A 22213-nucleotide genomic window follows, 5' to 3' on the forward strand; every position below is an offset into this window, starting at 1 on the left:
AATGTTAATAAGCAGATATCTGATGGGTCTGACTATAAATGAATATGATAAAAAATCACTAAGATAATAAGTTGAATTATTTTGTTTCGCGCATCTTGGCGATGACGGCGAGCTCTTTGGCCAGTGGATTGCGCTTGTGGTAGCGGTTATAAAGATAATTGATGAGCAAAATAATCGTAACGGCAGTAGCAAGACAGGCCATCAGAAAAAACAGGTCGCTGTATGCTGCGACCGTTGCTTGGCGCTGAATGCCTTGCAGTACTTGGCTCATTGCACCGATATTTGCTTGGGCCGCGTCAGTAGTCTGATTCGACAGTACGTTACGAGTGCCTGCCACCTGGGCGCTAAATGCAGGATCGCCCAAATTCAATGAGCTGACCATATCTGCATAATGCATTTGTGTACGAATGGTCGTAAATGCCTGAATGGCTGCCGCACCTGCCAGTCCGCCAACTGTTTGGGAGATGCCAAAAATCACTGAAAAACTAATAATATATGCAGGGCCACTGCCAATAGCCCGCAAAAACCCTTCAAAAACCAAAGGCCCCATGAAATACACCGCGGCAAAGGCAATCAAAAACTGGCTGAGATAAAACATATAGGGTGCTGAATTAATAGATACACCAACATCCATCCAAGAACCTAAGGCAATCAATGCCACGGCAAAAATAACAGGTCGGCGCAAATCCATCGCATTGGTACTAAAAATACTAATAATCAAAGCCAGTGCACTGGCGGCTATAATAACAGCATAAAAAGTAACCAGCTGATCGTTACCGTAGCCGAGGTTAGCGAGCAATCCTGCCGCTCCGACGTTTTGCTCAGATAGCAAAATCCGCATAACAGCGCCCGTCACCATGAAGGCAATAATATTGCGGCTACGCATCCAGCGCACTTGTAGCATCGGATTTTTGCGATGCGTCTCAATCCATAACGCGATGCTAATCCCGACGATAGCAATCATCAGTGGATAGACGAGCCAAGGTGTCGTCCACCATAAAATTCGACCTTGTACCAAAACGACAGCCAATGCAGCCAGACCACTAGCAAAAAAACCAAAGCTTACAAAATCCAATTTCTCAAATACTTTTTCTGTATTCCCTGGTGGTAGCTCTAATATATTAATCAGCCCAAAACAAATCAGCGCCAGACCAAATTGAAATAAAAATAAGTTTTCAAGCTGACCGTCGATGGCGAGGTAGGGCGAGATGACACGTGATAATGGAATACCAAACTGTACCAGACCAAATCCCAATATCAGACCACTAGTACGTTTGACGGTTGGCATACCCTGAAGACAATAAAACAAGCCCAATACGGTCATACCACTTGCCACCATACCACTAAGTCCCCTAGCGACAATCTCTAAATAATAGGGCTCAATGCTAATATTAGGTGTGTCTAACAAGTGACTGCTGATCAGCCACTGTAGACTGGTGGCGGCTAACAAAAATGACAGGGTGATTTTGCTAAAAAGCGACATGCCAAATTGCTGACGAATTTTGTACAGCAGAACGGTGATACAGGCATTGGTCATATTATAACTGACCGATATCCAACCACCTTCAGCTGGCGTTAAGCCTAGCTGACCCTGAATTTGCGTCAGGTTGGCGACAAGTAGACCATTTTGGAAGCTGGCTGTGAGACCCACAAAAATCCCAATGAGCAAATAAAATACTTTACGGCGTGCCGGATGGTCAGGATTGGCTGGAGAGCCTACCATTATTGGCTGTTCGTGGGGCTTAAACTGGTATTCGTTACTCATGGGCGTACCACAATCTATATAAGGAAATAGAGTGAAATAGGACAGATGCCAGGCGGGGAGTCAGGTCAGTGCAGTTAGCATTTATAGCGTGAAACGCCAGTCAACTCACTGATGGTATCTGAAAGATAACCCAGAAAATTCAGAAAGGATTTTATCATAAATTTTATCGTGCTTTTGTCATCGACACGTAATTGATGGATGGTGCTGAGCAATTTATTTGCTCTACAGCTTAATTTTCTTATGTAACATTGATGACTATAATTCGATGGTTATTCATGCAATCGTAAAATAAAGCACGCATAAAAAACAGCTCTATACAGAGCTGTTTGTGTGTATCGGAAAATTGGTCTGTCAATTATGATGCAATGCTAAACAGATTGATCGTACTTAGCCTCTAGCTGCATAGCGCGCTGATAGCTATCAAGACGAGCCAGCTGTTCGGCATACTGTCTGATATTTGGATACGCGTCAAGCTTTTGGCGCTTAGCAAGAATGATTAAGTCAAATGACAGCATAAAATCAGCACCACTTAGTTTATCACCCACAATGAACGACTTACCTTCAACCGAAGCATCCAGATATTCAAACAATCTGGTTTTTTCTCTATCGATATAGCCATTCAAAAACTCATTGTCATCAATGCCTGCTTTTTTGGTAAATAGTTCAAGCATTAATGGCAACATCAGCGAGCTTTCTGCAAAGTCAATCCACTGTAGATAATACCCATAGTCCGAGCTGTCTGTCGCAGGACGTAGACGCTCGGGCGCAAATCGCTCAATCAGTAACTCAGTAATGGCCCCTGATTCAGCATAAATTTGGCCGTCCATCTCGATAACTGGAGATTTACCGAGTGGATGCACCGCTTTTAAAGAATCCGGTGCCAAATGAGTTTTGGCATCACGTTGGTAACTAACAACTTCGTAGGGCACACCTAGCTCTTCTAAAAGCCAAAGCGTACGTAATGAACGTGATTGATTAAGATGATGTAAGCGAATCATAATATCGACCTTAGGCATGGCTTGATTTATCGGTTTCTGAGTCCTAACCTTTTAGCTTGGCAACAAGGCGCGTAGCCGCTTCTTCTGAAGATGCTGGGTTTTGACCAGTGATCAATAAACCATCTTCCACGACAAACGATTCCCAATCGGCCGCTTTTTCGTAGTTACCACCATTAGCTTTTAATACGTCTTCTACTAGGAACGGTACTACGTCTGTTAGACCAACGGCATCTTCTTCTGAGTTGGTAAAGCCTGTGACTGTTTTGCCTTTTACTAAGTACTCGCCATCAACTTTCACGTTTTTAAGCGCGCCAGGTGCATGACAAACAAACGCGACAGGCTTGTCTTGCTTGACGAAATTCTCGATCAATTCGATAGAGTTCTTATCTACTGCCAAGTCCCACAATGGGCCGTGACCGCCAGGGTAGAAAACTGAATCAAAATCTTCTACTTTCATGTCAGCAAGTTTCTTGGTATTAGCCAAGTGCTCTTGCGCCTCTTTGTCGTCTTTAAAACGCTTGGTATCTTTGGTTTGTGTATCTTCAGTATCGCTACTAGGATCTAGTGGTGGCTGACCACCTGCAGGAGACGCTAGAGTGACATTGGCACCTGCATCGAGAAACGCATAGTAAGGAGCTGCAAATTCTTCTAGCCAAAATCCTGTCTTTTTGCCAGTATCGCCTAGACGGTCGTGTGAGGTTAGTACCATTAAAATATTCATGATTATCCTTATTTATTGTTTATATGCGAGTAAAGCAAGTGTTTAACAGTCATGTGTTTTTTGTCTTTATCAACAATGACTCGGTTTAAGCATCAAGTCATATCAATAGAATTGATGACCGCTAATATTATCCCTGCTTCAGACGTAACTTTCAGTAGTGATTTTAGCAAGTTGTGTTGTTAATTTTTTGTTAACAATAGTTATTAACTATTGTTAATTATTTAACAATCAATTATTTAACATAAGTTACTGAACGTCAGAGACCTTAACCACGGTTTTACCAAAGTTATCACCGTTTAACATACCGAAAAAGGCTTTTGGTGCATTGTCTAGACCATCAGCGATGTATTCTTTGGTTTTGACGTCGCCTGACTCTACCCATTTGCTCATGGTTTCTAAGAACTCTGGGAAGTGGTCGCCATACTCTTCAAAGATAATGAAGCCTCTGACCGTGAGACGCTGACGGAGAATGAGTCCCATCAATTGACCTAGGCGGTCTTTGCCATCAGGTAGATCGGTTGCATTGTATTGTGAGACCAGACCGCATACGGGAATACGAGCATGATCATTTAATAATGGCATGACAGCGTCAAACACGTGCCCACCGACGTTTTCGTAATAGATATCGATCCCATCTGGGCACGCGGCTTTTAGTTGCTCAGCGAAGTCATCAGCTCTGTGGTCGATACAGACATCAAAGCCAAGCTCGTTGACCGCGAAATCGCATTTCTCTTTCCCGCCTGCTACACCAACAGTGCGAAGACCATATTGATTACCCACTTGACCGACCGTAGCACCGACAGGTCCAGTGGCTGCAGCGACAACTAACGTTTCGCCTTTTTGCGGTTTGCCGATATCAGTCAGACCCATGTAACCAGTGAAGCCGGGCATACCTAACACACCTAAACCATAAGAAGGGTTTGCCATGTTTTTGTCCAGTTTCAGGACGCCTTCGCCATCACTGACACTGTAGTCCTGCCAGCCGGAATTTGATACGACCAAATCACCGACAGCAAATTTATCGATATTAGACTCAACCACTTGCGCGACTGTGCCCCCCATGATGACGTCACCGACTGCTAATGGGTCTGCATAGCTTTTTGCATCGCTCATACGTCCACGCATATATGGGTCTAATGACAGATATACCGTGCGTAATAACATCTCGTTATCGTTTGGCGTTGGGATGTCGCTGGTTGTCAGATCAAAGTTGTCAGCGGTTGGCTCGCCGTTCGGGCGGCTGGCAAGTTTAATTTGACGGTTGGTTTGTTGATTCTGCTCTTTATCGAAGCTCATAGTAGGACTCCTTTATATTCATTGTCATTATTATAGAGGTATTAGATGTAGTAACTACTCAGTATTGAATTGAATATAGTCGAACCACTATTAAAGTGTTACAGCGTTAGACTCGTTTAGCCTACTACTGTAGTACTTGCACTCGTCTGCCTTGTACCACTTTTAATATTGATTGACTACAACTACTATAAATAGCATAACGTTATGTAGTTATTGTTACTGTCGCGATTTTTCTTATAATTCTTCTGACAGTTCTTGCTATATCGCTTATTAAGACGCTTTGCTAGTTACAGCACGCTGTAAGATACGACGTGAGACGTCCAAATCATTTTTACCGTGCTCACCAAGTTCGACCATGTTATGTGCATCAAGTTGCTTGATAATTGGATCAATCGCTGACTCAGTCAAATCGACGTCTTCTAGGCTCACTGGCAAGCCAAGTTCGCGGAAGAAGTTTTCAGTATAGACAATGGCCGTCTCGATGATGGCATCGTCGTCTTGGTCAGTATCAGTGATGTTCCATACGTTACGTGCGTACTGGAGTAGTTTTTCTTTTTTGCTTTCTTTTAGCTCACGCATGACCGATGGCAAGACGATGGTCAAGGTACGTGCATGATCGATAGCGTGCAAAGACGTAAGCTCATGACCGATCATATGGGTTGTCCAGTCTTGTGGCACACCAGTACCGATCAGGCCGTTCAATGCCATGGTTGCTGTCCACATAATGTTCTTACGTGTTTCTAGGTTCTCTGGATCTTGCTTAACGACTAGACCTTCATCGATAAGGATTTTGAGCAAGCTTTCAGCAAAAGCGTCTTGAACCTTGGCATTGACTGGATAAGTTAAATACTGTTCCATCACATGGACAAAGGCATCAGCAACGCCGTTCATAACCTGACGTTCAGGTAATGTAAGGGTTTTTACTGGATCTAGGATTGAGAATTTAGGGAAGGCCAGTGGGTTACCAAATGGTAGTTTTGCTTGACGTTCGCTATAGTTAATCACGCCGCCTGAGTTCATCTCAGAACCCGTTGCTGGGATGGTCAATACCGCACCTAGGTCAATAGCAGAATCGATGTTCTTGCAATAGCCCGTTAGCGCGTCCCAAGCTTGATCACGTGAGACCGTACCATCTTCTTCAGTTAATGAAGATACGAGTGCCACAAATTTACTGCCATCAATCACTGAACCACCGCCAACTGCTAATAAGAAGTCGATGTTATGCTCATTCACCATGTCGGCTGCTTTTAATAGTGTGGTGAATTCTGGATTGGCTTCGATACCACCAAATTCAAACACAGTACGGTTACCGCTTGCCGCTAATGCAGTTTTCACTTCATCCAAAGTACCGGTACGCTGTGCTGAACCACCACCGTAAGTAATAAGAACGCGTGCATCAGTAGGCACTAGGTCTGATAACTGTTCGATTTGACCTTCACCAAAAACGATGCGGACTGGGTTGTAGTATTGAAAGTTATTCATAAAATTCCTAATGTTGATAAAAATGGTTCCGTCAAATATGTTGACGTTAAACAATGAGTGGTAAGCAATGCTTGTTTTATATTTGCTCTAAATGCTTGATGCGCATTGTACACCAATTAGACCAGTCGTCTAGTGGTTGTTTATAAATGATTACAAAACTCTCATACAACGTTTTTATCAAGCATTGGGTTTTTAAATAACAATATGATGTGTGGGCGCAAACATAAGCCGCCAATTTAGGGGCTCTAATACCGAAAACGTTACTGTTTATTATCTTATTATCTTATTATCAACGTCCCATCTGAGTCGTCGTCATTTGCCAAATTTCCGCTAGGGGCGTATTCGTTTGGCTGATCTTAGCCATTAGGCTGGCGCCAAGCCACGCGAAATACCAACGTTTGGCCATACTCTCAGCTGATATATTATCGTGGCGAGGTACAGACCCATCTATCCAGCCTGCCTTGATCTGCTCGGCGAGCCACATGGTCGTTTGTTGATAGCCAGTATCAAGTGCTTTACGCATGGTTTCTGATATATCAGCCACTTCTGCGCTTAGCTTCACTACCAAGCATTTATCGTGATCACAGCCGTTCTGCTGGGTGTCGTACCAGTTTTGGAAGTAATCATATAGCTTTTGCTGGGCGCTCACATTTTGTGCATCGATGATATCAAGACGAGCTTTATATAAGCTGAAGTAATGATTGATGATGGCCTCACCAAAGGCTTCTTTTGAGGCAAAATAATGATAAAAAGAGCCTTTAGGCACGCCAGCTGTGTCTAATATTTGTTTGAGGCCGACAGCGGTAAAGCCTTTTTTGGCTATTAATTGGTAACCAGTGGCAAGCAAATGAGCTTTGGTATCGGGTGTGGTGCCAGTGTCTATGATATTAGACATAAATAGAATTTTCTCCCTTGATAATCGTAGTAATAGGGTCGTCAGGTTTCATTTGAGCGTCATGTCGATGGCATATTCTAATGCTATACATTTATATGTGTTACGTTTTATCGACAATATTGGCTGAAAAAACAGTCCTGTTTTACTAATATCTATGGTAGCATTAGACCAGTCGTCTATCAAGGTAGGTTTTGTTCTTATCAGTTATCATAAATGTTCGATTTTAATTTATGTCAATTTGTGATTTAACCATAACTGTGAGTATCTTACCTATAAGACAGCTTCAACTATTTTATTCAAAGTACTGAAAATAAATTTTTATATAACAAAGCAAAAATAAGGATAATTATGTCAAGCAATGATAATAACAGTAATGCCTATAGCGATTTTCATTTGCAATTCATTGGCGGTGAATGGCAAAAAGGTAAAGATGATAGCATTAATACTGATACCAATCCCTACAATGGCGATACGATTGTAGAAATTCAGCAAGCGACTAAAGACCAGCTTGATGAAGCATACGATGCTGCCGACCAAGCGCAAGCCAAATGGGCAAAAACGACGCCAGCTGAGCGTGCAGCTGTTATGTATAAGGTAGTCAGTATCCTAGATCAGCGCCAAGATGAAATCGTTGACTGGTTGATCAAAGAGTCGGGCAGTACACGCATTAAAGCCATGGTTGAATTTAGCTCGGCACGTGCCATCACGCTTGAAGCAGCGTCTTTTCCTAACCGCGTACACGGTGAGATTCGCCCCTCTAACACTCCTGGCAAAGAAAACTTCATTTACCGTGAGCCCATCGGAGTGGTAGCAGTCATTAGCCCATGGAACTTTCCGCTGCATTTAACCCAGCGTTCTATCGCACCAGCATTAGCCCTTGGTAATGCGGTTGTATTAAAGCCAGCAAGCGACACACCAGTGACAGGTGGCTTACTACTAGCAAAAGTGTTTGAAGAAGCGGGTCTGCCAAAAGGTCTATTAAACGTCGTGGTCGGCTCCGGTAGTGAGATAGGCGATGCCATCGTCGAGCACAAAGCGCCAAGCTTAGTATCATTCACAGGCTCAACCTCAGTAGGCCAGCACATCGGTGAGCTAGCAAATGGCGGTGAGTATATCAAACAAGTCGCGCTTGAGCTTGGCGGCAACAGTCCATTTGTGGTACTCAAGGATGCTGACATTGAGCAAGCAGTCAAAGCAGCTGCCTTCGGTAAATTCTTGCATCAAGGCCAAATCTGTATCGCGATCAATAGGGTTGTCGTGGAAGACGAGATATATGATGACTTCGTAGAGCGTTTCTTGGCACATGTCAAAACATTGAATGTCGGTGATCCTAATAAGCAAGATACGGCTGTTGGCCCTATCATCAACGAAAAACAACTCAAATCGCTCAAAGATAAAATCGCCAAAGCGCAGGACGAAGGCGCGAAAATGATACTCAGTGGTGAGATTGAAGGCCAAGTCGTACCGCCGCATATCTTTACTGAAGTCACTCGCGAGATGGATCTATCCTGTAATGAAGTATTTGGCCCATTGGTTGGTATCATTCGTGCTAAAGACGAAGACGATGCATTATCAATCGCCAATGACTCTATGTATGGCCTATCTAGTGCGGTATTCACTGCTGATATGCAAAAAGGTTTGCGTTTTGCTCGTGGTATCAGAGCAGGTATGACCCATATCAATGACATCTCGGTCAATGACGAAAGCAATACGCCATTTGGTGGTGAAAAAAACTCAGGTATCGGTCGCTTTAACGGTGAATGGGTACTAGAAGAGTTCACCAGAACACATTGGATTTCAATGCAAAACGAGCCACGTCAGTATCCGTTCTAATAGCATTGCACTACGATAAATAATAAAAAAAGACCGCTTCGATAGCGGTCTTTTTTTGTGATGTTCGATGGTTGTGCTTGAACCTACTTATATGACAATTAGTCTATAGTCTAGTCATCTATCTAGCATGAAAGCCCAATAACCCTTCAATCTCTTCGATACTCATACGTCTGACCAGCGCTTGCTCTTCTACTGACAAGCGATTGGTATGTTCTTTTATCATGGTATGGATGCTCCGAGATATCTCAGAGGTGGTGGCATAATACATTTGTGGCTGCTCTTTTGTCAGTCTCATCAAGAATTGATTGATAAGTTTACGTTTTTCATCCGATTTGTTCTCTTCAGCGATATTTTTTTCAGTCATGGTATTCTCCTAGAGGTAGGCCATTTAAGCAGTCCGGAGCATGAGAGTCAATGGCGATAAGTAGATTTTAGCTTGGATAATTACTACCTTGCTAGTAGGTTATTAATGCCATGAGTCAATACCAAACTTGTCGTAAGCAAGATATGCTATTTTATAATAAAGCCCAATAAAAAAAGAGTATTGAGATTAGGGCGTGTTGAACATTCGCAAATAGGCACTGCTGATCGCTAAAATTGTTCCAGACAAGGCACAAAGCGACGATAATGCAGATGCCTTAGCGAGATTTGTAACGCAGTATGGGGCAATGTTAGCATCAGCCCCAACGATAAAAGCAGGGGACAGGACTCTTTTTTGCCGCTTCATCGTTAAAAATAAGCGCTTAGAATGACTAAACTTATTATTTTNGTTAGCATCAGCCCCAACGATAAAAGCAGGGGACAGGACTCTTTTTTGCCGCTTCATCGTTAAAAATAAGCGCTTAGAATGACTAAACTTATTATTTTTAACCTCGAATCGCCTAAAAAATAGTCGCTGTCAGTGCCATGGTCGAATGTTCAACACGCTCTAATTAAAAGCTATCGAACAATAAGAGGTTTATGCCATGTCCCATCAGCTATCTGGTAAAAATGTATTGGTTCTCTTTCACAATGACCTGCGAGTAATGGATAATGCCACGTTATCGAAAGCCGCCAAGCTCGCGCGTGATGGGCGATTATTACTGGTTTATGCCTCATCCTTGATGGATATATTGGACAATCAAAACTCTCAGGCTGCTTATCATTATGACACGATAGGCATCGCCCGCCAGCAATTTTTGCAAGAGAGTTTGGCGGACTTAAATACATCATTAGAGCTGCTTGGTAACAAGTTGCTACATCTACACAAAACCCCAACGTCACCGAATACCTTCATGCAGTTGAATGAGCTCATTGAAGCGCAGCAGGTGACAGATATCTGTGTGAGTCAAACGGCTGATTATTATCAGAACCAAATATATGTACGACTACAGAATAAACATCCACAGATATGTTGGCATATTGAGACAACGGCTACTTTGTTTGATGAATTACCGCTAAATGATTTGCCCAAAAGCTTTACGCAGTTCCGCAAAAAAATTGAAGCAGATTATGATTTATTGCATGCAGCACAAGACATCACTATTTGCGCGACGCCAGAGCGATTGGCCCCAATACCTGAGAGTCTGGTGGATAGGTGCGAGTACTTCTTTAAAGTAGGCGAAGATAATGCGCAGGCAATCTCCCAACAAAAACAGCAAGCGCCTAATTTCAAAGGTGGTGAGTCGAACGGGCTAAATCACTTAAAGAATTATTTTAATTCCGACGCGCCAAGTACTTATAAAATCACACGAAACGCGCTTGATGAATGGACGCATTCCACAAAATTTTCTGCTTGGCTGGCGAATGGCTCGTTGTCTGTCAATACTGTATTGAATCGACTGCGCCATTATGAGCGTGATGTCATCGCAAATGAATCCACTTATTGGATATGGTTTGAGCTGCTTTGGCGTGAATATTTTTATTGGTACGCTGTCACCCATCAGCAAAAATTATTCTGGTTTAAAGGTATTGGTCAGCACACGCCATCAACCCAACTGGATCAGAAAAAATTAGAACAATGGAGAAATGGTGATACAGCATATCCTATTGTCAACACCTGTATGCATCAACTGAAGGCAACAGGATATATGTCAAACCGTGGACGACAGTTAGTCGCCAGTTGCTTTATCCATGAGTTGGGTCTTGATTGGCGTTATGGGGCGACTTACTTTGAGCAGCATCTTATCGATTATGACGTCGCCAGTAACTGGGGGAATTGGCAATATCTGGCGGGCGTGGGGGCGGATCCAAGAGGATGTCGGCAATTTAATCTTGATAAACAAACCCAGCAATATGATCCAAACGGTGAGTTTATCCATCAGTGGCAAGGGGTATTAAAACAAGACAGCTAATCATAAGCGACCACTATCTTGGTTGTCTCTTTAGTCGTGGCAGCGCTTCAATGACACATCATGCTCTTTTGCATTAAACATAGCGATACTAGAGTATACAGATAGCGACCGCCAGACTACTCTCATGCGACTTAATAAGCACGTGGTAAAAAGGGGCTATCTTTTAGCCCCTTTTTTATCATTACGCGATATCAATATAAGAAGAGATTAGGCTTTGATAAGTTTGGGTCGAGCTTTATCAATGGCTTTTATCAGTGCCTTCTCAAACTCACCGTCTTTGAACCTAACAAGATAAGAGTGTGCGGCACAAAAATTTCGAACATCGCGCCACTCATGTGCTAGGTTGGTTGCCCAGTCGCAATATTGTGCGCCTGCATTTGGCTTGTCTTTGAGTGCTTTTTTGGTGGTAGGGTGCAATATCAGCTCAGGCAATACCGCTTCTAGTAGCTTGATGGGCGGACTCATAAACGTATCATCAACGTGTAAGCTTTGGCTGGCAGGATGATAGGCCAACAAGGAGCCTGCATGAATCATCTCATTAGGCGATATATAGTAAATGCCCTCTGACATTGAAAATTTAAGCTCAGGATAGCGTTCAGCAACCGCGTCACTCTCTACCAAATCGTCAGCCCAGCGCACTTCTGGTATCTTTTTATGATGGCGACTACTGCCGTAAAACGTGGCTTGAGGGAAGTCTTTTGCCATTTGCGCACAATATACAGTATGGAATGGATGAACGTTTAGCACCGCCTCGACATCTTGACCATTATTGGTGAGCGCCATGACTTCGTCTCGAACGTCACCTGTTAAGGCGTAGCTGTCCAAAAAGACAAAGCGTCCTGAGGATAGCTTGACCAGTGAGCACTGGGTACCAATGTTTATCACACCGCCGATACGGAATGACCCGCGTATGTTCCAAAATCCTGCCCCTAAATCATGAATTTTATCTGACATTTATCGTTTTCCTTATGTAATAGATTGAATCAACAAGTGATTGTTTTTCTTGTCGAAATTTTTATATTTTACGTTTTTCTTAGAGTCGTTATTTTGCCTCAAGCTCGCTACGCGCGTTATCAATAGCAGATAATAACGCTGCTTCAAATTGGCCTTCTTCAAATACGACTAATCCTGAATGTGCACCGCAAAAATGATGTACGCTGCGCCATTCGTGTGCAAGATCTATCGCCCAATCACAATAGGCTTTGCCAGCGTCGGGCTCATCTTTTAGTGCTTGTTTGGTGGTGGGGTGTAAACCTAGGTTTGGCTGTACGGCATCAAACAGCTTAGAAGGTGGTATCTCAAACGTATCATCGACATATATACTTTGGCTGGCAGGATGATAGACCAATAGTGAGCTTGCATGGACTGACTCATCAGGGGCGATGTAGTAGATGCCCTGAGGTAGGGAGAACTTCAGCTCAGGATAACGCTCAGCGACCGCATCGCTTTCGACCAAATCCTCTGCCCAGCTTACTTCTGGTACTTGTTTTGGGTGTCGACTACTACCGTAAAACGTGGCTTGCGGAAAGTCTTTGACCATTTGCGCACAATGTATCGTATGAAATGGATGAACATTTAAGACGGCTTCGACATCTTGACCATCATTGGTCAATGCCATCACTTGCTGACGAACCTCGTCTTTTAAAGTATAGCTGTCCAAAAAAATAAATCGGCCTGATGATAGCTTTATAAGCGCACATTGGACGCCGATATCTATAATGCCGTTTTTTATAAATGACCCTCGAATACTCCAAAATCCTGCACCTAAATCGTAAATCTCATCATTCATTGACATGACTCCTTAATCATTTAGTTGTTCAATTATTTTGCTTATTGATAGGTAGCACCCTATGATTATTGATTTTTGAGCGCGTAAAGTCTGTAATAGAAAAGATATAAGCAATATAGATGTGTAAAAATAAAAAGTTGTTAGGTAAATGTCATCATTGAGGGTATAGATCCAAGTCTTTATTCTAAATGGAGAGTCTAACCAAGCGCCAATAACACATTTAAACCTGAGTATATCGGTTGGTGTGCTAACATGCTTTTCTGGTCATTATGATAAATAGATATCCTGTATGGCTGTGCACCTCCTTCATAGTTTCACATTATATTCTTTCATTATCCAAGCCAATGACGCCTCCTTGTCATAGCATAATCAATTATAGTAAGCGCCCTTGTGAATAATTCTAAAGATAAAAATCAAAATTTTGCACCAAAGGCAGTAGCCTCATCCAGTCACTCTACGTCGTGGATATTAAAGCTCACGATTGGCCTGATTGGTATGTTTGCTTTTTTACAGGTGTACTCTATCCAAGCCGTGCTGCCAGTCATGATGGTGGACTTTTCTGCGACGGAAGTGCAAGCGGGCATGATCGTTGGCGCTACTGTATTGGCCATTGCCATCATGTCACCATTTTTGGGTATGCTCTCAGATGCCGTCGGGCGCAAATCCTTTATCGTCGGTGCTTTGTTATTTTTGGCCATACCAACAGCGCTGATTGCCCAAAGCTCGAGTATTGAATGGGTCGGTATTTGGCGTTTTATGCAAGGACTGTCTGTACCCGGTATTACGGTGGTGACGATTGCTTATATCGGTGAGGAGTTTGAGGGCCGAGCAATGACTGATCTGATGTCCTTTTATGTGTCAGGAAGCGTGCTTGGCGGCTTTATGGGCCGGTTTTTGATGGGGCATTTGCATGAGCTGATTGGCTGGCGTGACGGTTACTATGTGATGACAGCGATGACGCTGCTGGGAGCGATATGGGTTGGCAATATGCTACCATCGTCTCGTCACTTTGAGGCCAATCCTAATTTTCGCTCAGCGATACAGACGTTAGGTGAGCATGTCACCAATCGTTATGTGGTGACCGCTTGTTTGCTTGGCGCTTGTGTGCTGTTCTCCCTTGTAGGCTGCTTCACTTTTATCAACTTACATTTGGCGGATAAGCCTTATGAGCTTGGTACAGGTGCGCTCGCCAATATTTTTGCCGTGTATTTGCTTGGTGTGATTATTACGCCACTATCAACGACCTTGCTGCGCCGGTTTGGCTCAGCACGTACGGTTCGGGTAGCCATCATTATCTCCATGATTGGAGTTCTGTTGACCTTGGTGACCCCACTATGGGGGGTAATCATAGGACTTGCTGTTATGTCATCTGGTGTGTTTATTACGCAGTCAGCGACCATCAGCTATATTGCTGTTAATGTCAAAAAAGGTCGATCATTGGCATCAGGCTTATATTACATGGGCTATTACACAGGCGGTACACTTGGAGCGTGGCTGGGTGGTATAGCCTATGCGCGAGGGCAGTGGTCTCTTACCGTATGGTTGTTATTGTTTGTTCAGGTATTGGCACTCTTGATAGCCAGTTTTGGGATGATTAAAACGACAAGACGCGCCACTTAACGGTATATCAGGTATTATCTATGTTTGGTTACCCGTCTTATGATACGTAATGTAAGGTCGCTTTACATGGTGATGGTTTTTTCTTACTATCAAAGAGGTATTCAATCTTATTGCGGTCAGTGAAGCTTGTTGCTTTTACTGCGCCAAAACCGATTGGTATTCAGCAGGACGCTATCAACAGTAATAATGACTCTATATTATAAAAATAGTGTGGTTATAGCGGTTCATTCTGTATTAGTATGTCTTATTGCTACTTATTTATTACTATCTATAACTTATAAGCGCGACAAACAAGGAAATTAGGTCTATGTCAAATATGTACCATGGTGCCCCCTCTGCCTATGATTATCCATTACTGGTCAAGCAGCTCTTAAACCGTGCAAAAACAGTGTCACAAGACCAAGAGATTGTCTATGCGGACAAAAAGCGACTCACTTACAAGGACTTGTTTGAGCGTATCAATCGCTTGGCAAACGTACTTGCTGACCTGAACCTTGATGCAGGCGACATCGTTGCCGTTATGGACTGGGACAGCAATCGCTATCTTGAGTCTTATTTTGCGGTACCGATGTCAGAGTACATTCTACAAACTGTCAATATCCGTCTATCACCAGAAAAAGTCCTCTACACCATCAACCATGCCAAGCCTAAAGTGCTGATGCTAAACTCTGAGTTTGCGCCATTGGTCAAAGACTATCAATTTGAAAATTCTAGTATCGAGCACATTATTTGGCTAGACGACAATGGTTTGGCCGCTGAAGGGGTTTTTGGCAGTAATCAAAGCCGCGTGACAGGCGAGTATGAAGCATTGCTAGAAGCTGCTGATAGTCATTTTGACTTTCCAGACTTTGATGAAAATACCATCGCGACGACCTTTTATACCTCAGGTACGACAGGGAATCCCAAAGGCGTTTTCTTTAGTCACCGTCAGTTGGTACTGCACAGTCTAGCGGAAGCGGCAACATTGGGTATGCTACCAAATAAGCAAGGTGTTAGCTACGGTGATGTCTATATGCCGATGACGCCGATGTTCCACGTACACGCATGGGGTTTCCCATTTACAGCAACGATGGTGGGTCTAAAGCAAGTCTATCCAGGACGTTATGCGCCTGATAGCTTGCTGGATTTGATCCTCAATGAAAAGGTGAGTATCACACATTGTGTGCCAACGATTTTGCAGATGGTGCTCAAAGAGGCGCAAGATCGCGATGCCAGCTTTAATGGGCTAAAAATGATCATTGGTGGTTCAAGATTGACCGAAGGGCTAGCAAAAACAGCAATGTCTCAAGGCATCGAAGTTTACACCGGCTACGGTATGTCAGAGACGGCACCGCTTATCAGTCTGACTGAATTTAGTCTCAATGAGCCTGAAATGACGGAAGATGAAGACATCGCCCGTCGCTGTATGACAGGTAAGCCAGTGCTTATGGTCGATGCACAAGTATGGGGTGAGGGCAACAAACCAGTAGGTAAGGGTCAAGAGAATACGGGTGAGCTGGTGCTACGGGCACCTTGGTTGACCCAAAGCTATTTCAAAAATGACGACGCTGGTAAGGAGCTGTGGGAGAGTGGCTATATGCACACTCAAGACATCGCTTACATACGTCCTGATGGTTATATTAAAATCACTGATCGCCTAAAAGATGTGATCAAATCAGGGGGCGAGTGGATCTCATCGCTTGAGATTGAGACGATTTTATCACTGCATCCATCCGTAGCGGATGTCTCAGTGATTGGCGTTCGGGATAAGCAATGGGGCGAGCGCCCGTTGGCTTTGGTGGTACTAAAACCAAATGCTCAAGAAACCAGTGCTGACGATATTAAAGCCATTGCAGAAAAAGCGGTAGAGCGCGGTATCATTCCTAAATATGGCGTGCCAAGTCAATTTAAATTCGTTGATGAACTGCCAAAAACCTCTGTTGGCAAGCATGACAAAAAAGTCATGCGTGAGATGTATGCCAATCAAACTCAAGTATAATATTATCTATCGATTGAATGTCAAAACGCTTGTGCTCATCAAAATGTAATGCGTGTTGCACGCTTAACAGTTGACCTTTGTGATGGGCTCTGCTACATTTTAAACCGATACATAACGTATCGGTTTTTTAATTCTGGCAAGGATGACCAGTATTTATCAGGACATTGTTTACCGCAGTCACAACAGTGTAGCGTTGATAAAGCCAATCGCGTACAAAGATCATATCACGCGATACAAGTGCAATAACAACTTACCAATGCGCCGATTATAAAAAATCTTATCCCATTTCTCGTTTATGCTAAGGACAGCTACTATGAGCGACCACGCCCAACACCCAGTCTCTACTCTAGCGGCAGACGTGCCCACGTTCGCGGATATTTATCATGATTCCATTATGGCTCGAGAGAATTTTTGGGCTGAGCAAGCAAAGCGCATCTACTGGCATAAAGAGCCTGAGCAGATTCTCGATGACAGCAATCTGCCTTTTGCGAAATGGTTTGTTGGCGGTGAAACCAATCTTTGCTATAACTGTGTCGATCGTCATCTGCCAGACCGTGCAGAGCAAGATGCCTTTGTGTGGGTGTCATCAGAGATCAATCAAGAGTTAATAGAAACCTTTCCAGCGGTCGTTGATTCGTTTAAAGATCTGGGCAATAACGTTGAGTTTTATACAGATTATGCCAAGCGCCGCCTGACTTATAATGATTTATACAAAGAAGTGAATTACTTCGCAGACGTGCTACAGCGTCATGGTATTGGCAAAGGCGACTGTGTCATTATCTATATGCCAATGATTCTAGAAGCAGCATATGCCATGCTGGCTTGTGCTCGCATTGGTGCTATACACTCAGTCGTATTTGGCGGATTTGCCGCGCATAACTTGGCGATCCGCATGGATGATGCTGAGGCAAAAATGGTCATTACAGTGGATGCAAGTCTGCGTGATGGTAAGGTTATTAACTATAAAAATCTCGTCAATCAAGGCGTTGAACAAGCAGCAACCAAGCCTGAGCATGTATTAGTTGTCAATCGTGGTATTTTACCGTTTGAGCCGAGAGGTGTTGACGTCGATTATGCGACTGAACGACGTCACAGCTGCGAGGCCCATGCAGTTGTGGCACCAGTTTGGCTTGAATCCAACACACCGTCCTATCTGCTTTATACCTCTGGTACGACTGGCACACCAAAAGGGGTGCAACGTGATACTGGTGGTTATGCAGTCGCGCTGACGACCTCGATGGATTATGTCTATGATGGTAAGGCAGGCGAGACATTCTGGGCGATATCAGATATTGGCTGGGCGGTTGGGCATTCGTATACGATTTATGCGCCACTGCTAGCGGGTATGACCAGTGTTATGTACGAAGGCTTACCACACTTACCGAACCCAGGTATCTGGTGGCGTATCGTTGAAGCTAATAAAGTTAATATTCTATTTACGGCGCCTACAGGCGTACGTATGCTCAAAAAGCAAGATGAAAGCTGGATGACGCGCTACGATGTGTCTAGTGTCAAGTCGTTCTTTTTGGCAGGTGAGCCGCTTGATGAGTCAACGGCTAATTGGTTATCTCAGCATTTAGGCGTACCGATTCTAGATCACTATTGGCAGACAGAGTCTGGCTGGCCGATCTTGAGCCATACACCAAAATTCAATCATAAACCGCACAAGCAGGGCTCGCCCGGCTATCCTATGTATGGCTATGAAGCGAAAGTCCTCAATGAGGAAACAGGTGAACCTTGCAGGGCGGGTGAAAAAGGGTTGCTTGCGATTAAAGCGCCACTACCACCTGGCTGTCTCACCACGGTATGGCGTAACGATGAGCGCTTTGTCAGCAGCTACTTTGGTCTGTTTGATGGCCAGCAGTATTCTACCTCAGACTATGCAGTGACAGATGAAGACGGTTACTTTTACATCTTGGGGCGTACCGATGACGTGATAAACGTCGCAGGCCATCGAATAGGTACGCAAGAGATAGAAGAAGCAATTAGTACTCATCCAGAGATGGCAGAATGCGCTGTGGTAGGCATCCAAGATGAGCTAAAAGGCGAGCTACCAATTGCGTTCTGCGTCCTAAAAGATCAATCGCAAGTCGAAACCACCGAAAACCGCTTCCGCATTGAGCAGCAAGTCATAGGTGCTGTGGTCAAATCCTTAGGCGGTATTGCAAGGCCGGCGGCCATTTATTTCCCGCAGGCATTGCCAAAGACGCGCTCTGGCAAAATCCTACGCCGATCTATTCGGGCGTTAGCAGAGGACAGGCCTACCGGCGACATGTCGACGCTTGATAATCCAGCCGCTATTGATGCGATTAAGCAATCGATGAAGGATTATTAGTTGGTATAGGCTAGCAAATATGTTGGTTCCGCCTAAAAACTAGGTTGATCTTATTAGAAGCTCATGAGCAATCATGGGCTTTTTGTTTCTACTATTTGGATAAATCGCCTTTAACAAAACAAACTTAGCGAAAATTTTGATAAAGCGCTTGACCGTAAAATTGATTTATTGTTATAGTCAATAACGATACAAAATAAATCATTTTAAAATTTTATTTTCTATAAATATTTTGCAAATAACTATTTATAGCGCTTAACTTTTAATGAATACTCAGATACCGTCACACGGTAGTCTCGCAAAAAAGATAAGGATATCTTATGCACCACGTTCAGCAGCTCATCAATGGTCAGTTCGTACAATCAAATACCGACGAATGGATTGATATCACCGATCCAGCAACTCAAGAAGTCATCGCAAAAGTCCCTCAAACCACCAATGATGAGATTAATCAAGCGGTTGCCGCCGCACAGACAGCGTTTGAAACCTGGCGCAAAACGCCAATCACCACACGTGCGCGTATTTTTTTGACCTATCAAACACTTATTCGCGAGCATATGGATGGGTTGGCAGAAATCTTGACCGCAGAGCAAGGCAAAACGATTGCTGATGCGCGCGGTGATGTGTTCCGCGGTCTAGAAGTGGTAGAGCATGCCGCTGGTATCGCCAATTTGCAAATCGGCGACTTTGTAGAAAACGTCGCATCAGGCGTTGATACTTATAGTATTTGGCAACCACTCGGTGTTTGTGCTGGTATTACGCCGTTTAACTTCCCCGCGATGATTCCGCTATGGATGTTCCCAATGGCGATTGCTACGGGTAATACATTCATCCTAAAACCGTCTGAACAAGATCCGATGGTGACTATGCGCTTAGTTGAGCTAGCGATTGAAGCGGGAGTACCAGAAGGCGTGCTGAACGTAGTGCACGGTGGCAAGGCTACCGTTGATGCTATCTGTGATCATCCAGATATCAAAGCGGTTTCTTTTGTGGGTTCTACCAACGTTGGTAAACATGTCTATGAGCGTGCCAGCCAATCAGGTAAGCGCGCCCAATGCATGATGGGTGCAAAAAACCACGGTGTTATCTTACCTGATGCCAATAAAGAGCAAACGCTCAATCAGCTAGCGGGCGCGGCGTTCGGTGCCGCTGGTCAACGCTGTATGGCATTGTCAGTGGTCGTGCTAGTGGGCGCAGCTGGTGAATGGATTGACGAGATTAAAGCCAAAGCAGAAAGTTTAGTTGTCTCAGCAGGTAAAAATGACAAAGATTTAGGACCATTGATTTCTCCTGCTGCAAAAGCCCGTGTCGAGCATTTGATTGGAACTGGGGTAGAAGAGGGCGCAAGTTTACTACTTGACGGTCGCGGAATTACTGTTGAAGGGTTTGAGAACGGTAACTTTGTTGGGCCGACTATTTTTGATAATGTCACAAGCGACATGCAAATCTATAAAGAAGAAATATTCGGTCCCGTACTGTGTATTATGCGCGCTGATAGCTTGGACGAAGCAATTGCACTGCTTAATGCCAATCCACATGGCAATGGTACCGCGATATTTACCCAGTCAGGAGCGGCAGCCCACAAATTCCAACAAGATATCCAAGTCGGTCAAATCGGTATTAATTTGCCGATTCCTGTGCCACTTCCAATGTTCTCATTCTCAGGTTCACGTGGCAGTAAACTTGGCGACCTAGGTCCTTATGGCAAGCAAGCCGTACAGTTCTATACTCAGACGAAGACAGTGACGGCACGTTGGTTCGATGATGAAGCGAGCCGCGGTGTTAACACGACGATTTCGATTTAATCGTCGGATTACTGTATTTTCGGTATAACGTTAATACGACTTGCGGTACTATTGAACGCAATTTTATTATCGTTATGCCGTTATCATATAGCGCTAATGTCCTATAAAATCTCTGACCAGCGTTTTTATTGACGTTTATCTGAGATTTAAGCCCTCTATTTGATCTATAAGAACAAGGATGACCCTATGGATTTTTCATTGACCGATGACCAAGTTGCTTTTCGTCAAACAGCCCGTCAGTTTGCGCAAAAAGAGCTTAAACCGAACGCTGCTGAATGGGATCGCACCTCGCATTTCCCAGTGGACATCATCAAAAAAACGGGTGAGCTTGGTTTTTTGGGACTATACACCAATCCAGAATATGATGGCTTGGGCCTGCCAAGACTCGACTCAGCAATGGTATTCGAAGAGCTGGCATGGGGTGATACGTCCGTGGCGGCTTATATGAGCATTCATAATATGGCCGCCTGGATGATCGGTGAGTATGGTAGCGAACCCTTATGCAAAAAATACTTGCCCAATATGGTCAGCGGTGAGTGGCTTGGCAGCTATTGCTTAACAGAGCCAAATGCAGGCTCTGATGCGGCCTCACTCCGTACCAAAGCGGAGAAGCAAGGCGATTACTACGTATTAAACGGTGAAAAAACCTTTATCTCTGGCGCAGGCTCGACCGATGTATTGGTGGTGATGGCGCGTACTGGTGGTGCTGGGCCAAAAGGTGTATCAGCGTTTGTTGTAGATGCCAATAGTGCTGGTATCGAATACGGCAAAAATGAGCATAAGATGGGCTGGAAAGCACAGCCGACACGAACGATTAGCTTTAAAGATGTCAAAGTCCCAGCAGAAAACCTGATAGGCGAAGAAGGTCAAGGTTTTCGTATCGCGATGAAAGGTCTAGACGGTGGTCGTATCAATATCGGTATTTGCGCGGTAGGAACGGCGCAGGCTGCATTAGAGACGGCAACCAGTTACGTACAAGAGCGCAGTCAATTTGGCAGTCCAATTGCTAGCTTACAGTCGGTACAGTTTAAACTTGCTGATATGTTGACTCAGACCATCGCTGCACGGCAAATGCTGTATCTTGCAGCGAGTAAAGTCGATAACAATGATGGGCAAGCGTCTACCTACTGCGCAATGGCAAAGCGTCTCTCTACCGACCTTTGTTTCGATGTTGCCAATGAAGCTCTGCAATTGCACGGCGGCTATGGGTATTTAAACGAGTATCCGCTCGAGCGCCATGTACGAGACTTACGTGTGCATCAAATTTTAGAAGGCACCAATGAGATCATGCGCGTGATTATTTCACGTCAAGTCTTGCAAGATGAAGGGCTAAGCCAACTTCGCTAATTTATCTCGATCTACTGAA

16 protein-coding genes are annotated in these 22213 nt (G+C 44.1%); 7 read left to right on the top strand and 9 right to left on the bottom strand.

Annotated features, from left to right (window positions below; all coding sequences use genetic code 11):
* Positions 1 to 76: 76 nt before the first annotated feature.
* From AC58CZ_RS03970 to AC58CZ_RS03995, 6 genes are all read right to left on the bottom strand, one after another.
* The gene (locus AC58CZ_RS03970) at positions 77 to 1765 is read right to left on the bottom strand and encodes an efflux MFS transporter permease (protein WP_277077761.1); all 1689 of its coding nucleotides are present in this window, start codon (positions 1763 to 1765) and stop codon (positions 77 to 79) included.
* A gap of 368 nt (positions 1766 to 2133) precedes the next feature.
* Complete coding sequence (locus AC58CZ_RS03975; RefSeq protein ID WP_071003624.1) at positions 2134 to 2763, bottom strand: glutathione S-transferase family protein; 630 nt, start codon at positions 2761 to 2763, stop codon at positions 2134 to 2136.
* A 43-nt stretch (positions 2764 to 2806) separates the two neighbouring features.
* Entirely contained in the window at positions 2807 to 3484 is a 678-nt protein-coding gene (locus tag AC58CZ_RS03980) for a type 1 glutamine amidotransferase domain-containing protein (protein ID WP_277077760.1), read from the bottom strand.
* Between the two features lie 246 nt (positions 3485 to 3730).
* Entirely contained in the window at positions 3731 to 4780 is a 1050-nt protein-coding gene (curA, locus tag AC58CZ_RS03985; protein ID WP_284719414.1) for an NADPH-dependent curcumin/dihydrocurcumin reductase, read from the bottom strand.
* A gap of 270 nt (positions 4781 to 5050) precedes the next feature.
* On the bottom strand, positions 5051 to 6262 hold the full coding sequence (locus AC58CZ_RS03990) for an iron-containing alcohol dehydrogenase (RefSeq protein WP_071001725.1): 1212 nt from the start codon (positions 6260 to 6262) through the stop codon (positions 5051 to 5053).
* A 289-nt stretch (positions 6263 to 6551) separates the two neighbouring features.
* On the bottom strand, positions 6552 to 7157 hold the full coding sequence (locus tag AC58CZ_RS03995) for a TetR/AcrR family transcriptional regulator (RefSeq protein WP_071001724.1): 606 nt from the start codon (positions 7155 to 7157) through the stop codon (positions 6552 to 6554).
* Between the two features lie 348 nt (positions 7158 to 7505).
* On the opposite strand from AC58CZ_RS03995, the gene AC58CZ_RS04000 reads away from it, so the two are divergent.
* Complete coding sequence (locus tag AC58CZ_RS04000; protein WP_071001723.1) at positions 7506 to 8990, top strand: aldehyde dehydrogenase family protein; 1485 nt, start codon at positions 7506 to 7508, stop codon at positions 8988 to 8990.
* Positions 8991 to 9108: 118 nt separating this feature from the next.
* Here AC58CZ_RS04000 and AC58CZ_RS04005 read toward each other — a convergent pair whose 3' ends face one another.
* Complete coding sequence (locus AC58CZ_RS04005; protein WP_071001722.1) at positions 9109 to 9354, bottom strand: hypothetical protein; 246 nt, start codon at positions 9352 to 9354, stop codon at positions 9109 to 9111.
* Between the two features lie 601 nt (positions 9355 to 9955).
* Between AC58CZ_RS04005 and AC58CZ_RS04010 the strand changes: the two genes are divergently transcribed.
* Positions 9956 to 11323 (top strand): DASH family cryptochrome, encoded by a 1368-nt coding sequence (locus AC58CZ_RS04010; protein WP_071001721.1) that lies wholly within the window; start codon positions 9956 to 9958, stop codon positions 11321 to 11323.
* Between the two features lie 207 nt (positions 11324 to 11530).
* Here the strand turns inward: AC58CZ_RS04010 and AC58CZ_RS04015 are convergent, their stop codons facing one another.
* Together AC58CZ_RS04015 and AC58CZ_RS04020 are read right to left on the bottom strand one after the other, a co-directional pair.
* A complete protein-coding gene (locus AC58CZ_RS04015; RefSeq protein WP_071001720.1) occupies positions 11531 to 12277 on the bottom strand; it encodes a hypothetical protein in 747 nt (248 codons plus the stop codon).
* 88 nt (positions 12278 to 12365) lie between these two features.
* Positions 12366 to 13112, bottom strand: a complete 747-nt coding sequence (locus tag AC58CZ_RS04020) for a hypothetical protein (RefSeq protein ID WP_071001719.1) — start codon at positions 13110 to 13112, stop codon at positions 12366 to 12368.
* Positions 13113 to 13577: 465 nt separating this feature from the next.
* Here AC58CZ_RS04020 and AC58CZ_RS04025 point away from each other — a divergent pair, with 465 nt between their 5' ends.
* The 5 genes from AC58CZ_RS04025 (at position 13578) to AC58CZ_RS04045 (ending at position 22194) form a co-directional block, all read left to right on the top strand.
* Positions 13578 to 14732, top strand: coding sequence for an MFS transporter (locus AC58CZ_RS04025; protein WP_257785224.1), 1155 nt, complete (start codon positions 13578 to 13580; stop codon positions 14730 to 14732).
* A 307-nt stretch (positions 14733 to 15039) separates the two neighbouring features.
* On the top strand, positions 15040 to 16710 hold the full coding sequence (locus tag AC58CZ_RS04030; RefSeq protein ID WP_494223390.1) for a long-chain-fatty-acid--CoA ligase: 1671 nt from the start codon (positions 15040 to 15042) through the stop codon (positions 16708 to 16710).
* Positions 16711 to 17023: 313 nt separating this feature from the next.
* Positions 17024 to 19045, top strand: coding sequence for a propionate--CoA ligase (locus tag AC58CZ_RS04035; RefSeq protein WP_071001716.1), 2022 nt, complete (start codon positions 17024 to 17026; stop codon positions 19043 to 19045).
* Between the two features lie 317 nt (positions 19046 to 19362).
* A complete protein-coding gene (locus tag AC58CZ_RS04040) occupies positions 19363 to 20847 on the top strand; it encodes a CoA-acylating methylmalonate-semialdehyde dehydrogenase (protein WP_071001715.1) in 1485 nt (494 codons plus the stop codon).
* A 186-nt stretch (positions 20848 to 21033) separates the two neighbouring features.
* Positions 21034 to 22194, top strand: a complete 1161-nt coding sequence (locus AC58CZ_RS04045) for an acyl-CoA dehydrogenase family protein (RefSeq protein ID WP_071001714.1) — start codon at positions 21034 to 21036, stop codon at positions 22192 to 22194.
* Positions 22195 to 22213: the final 19 nt, after the last annotated feature.

The organism is Psychrobacter sp. CR212, from assembly GCF_059693765.1.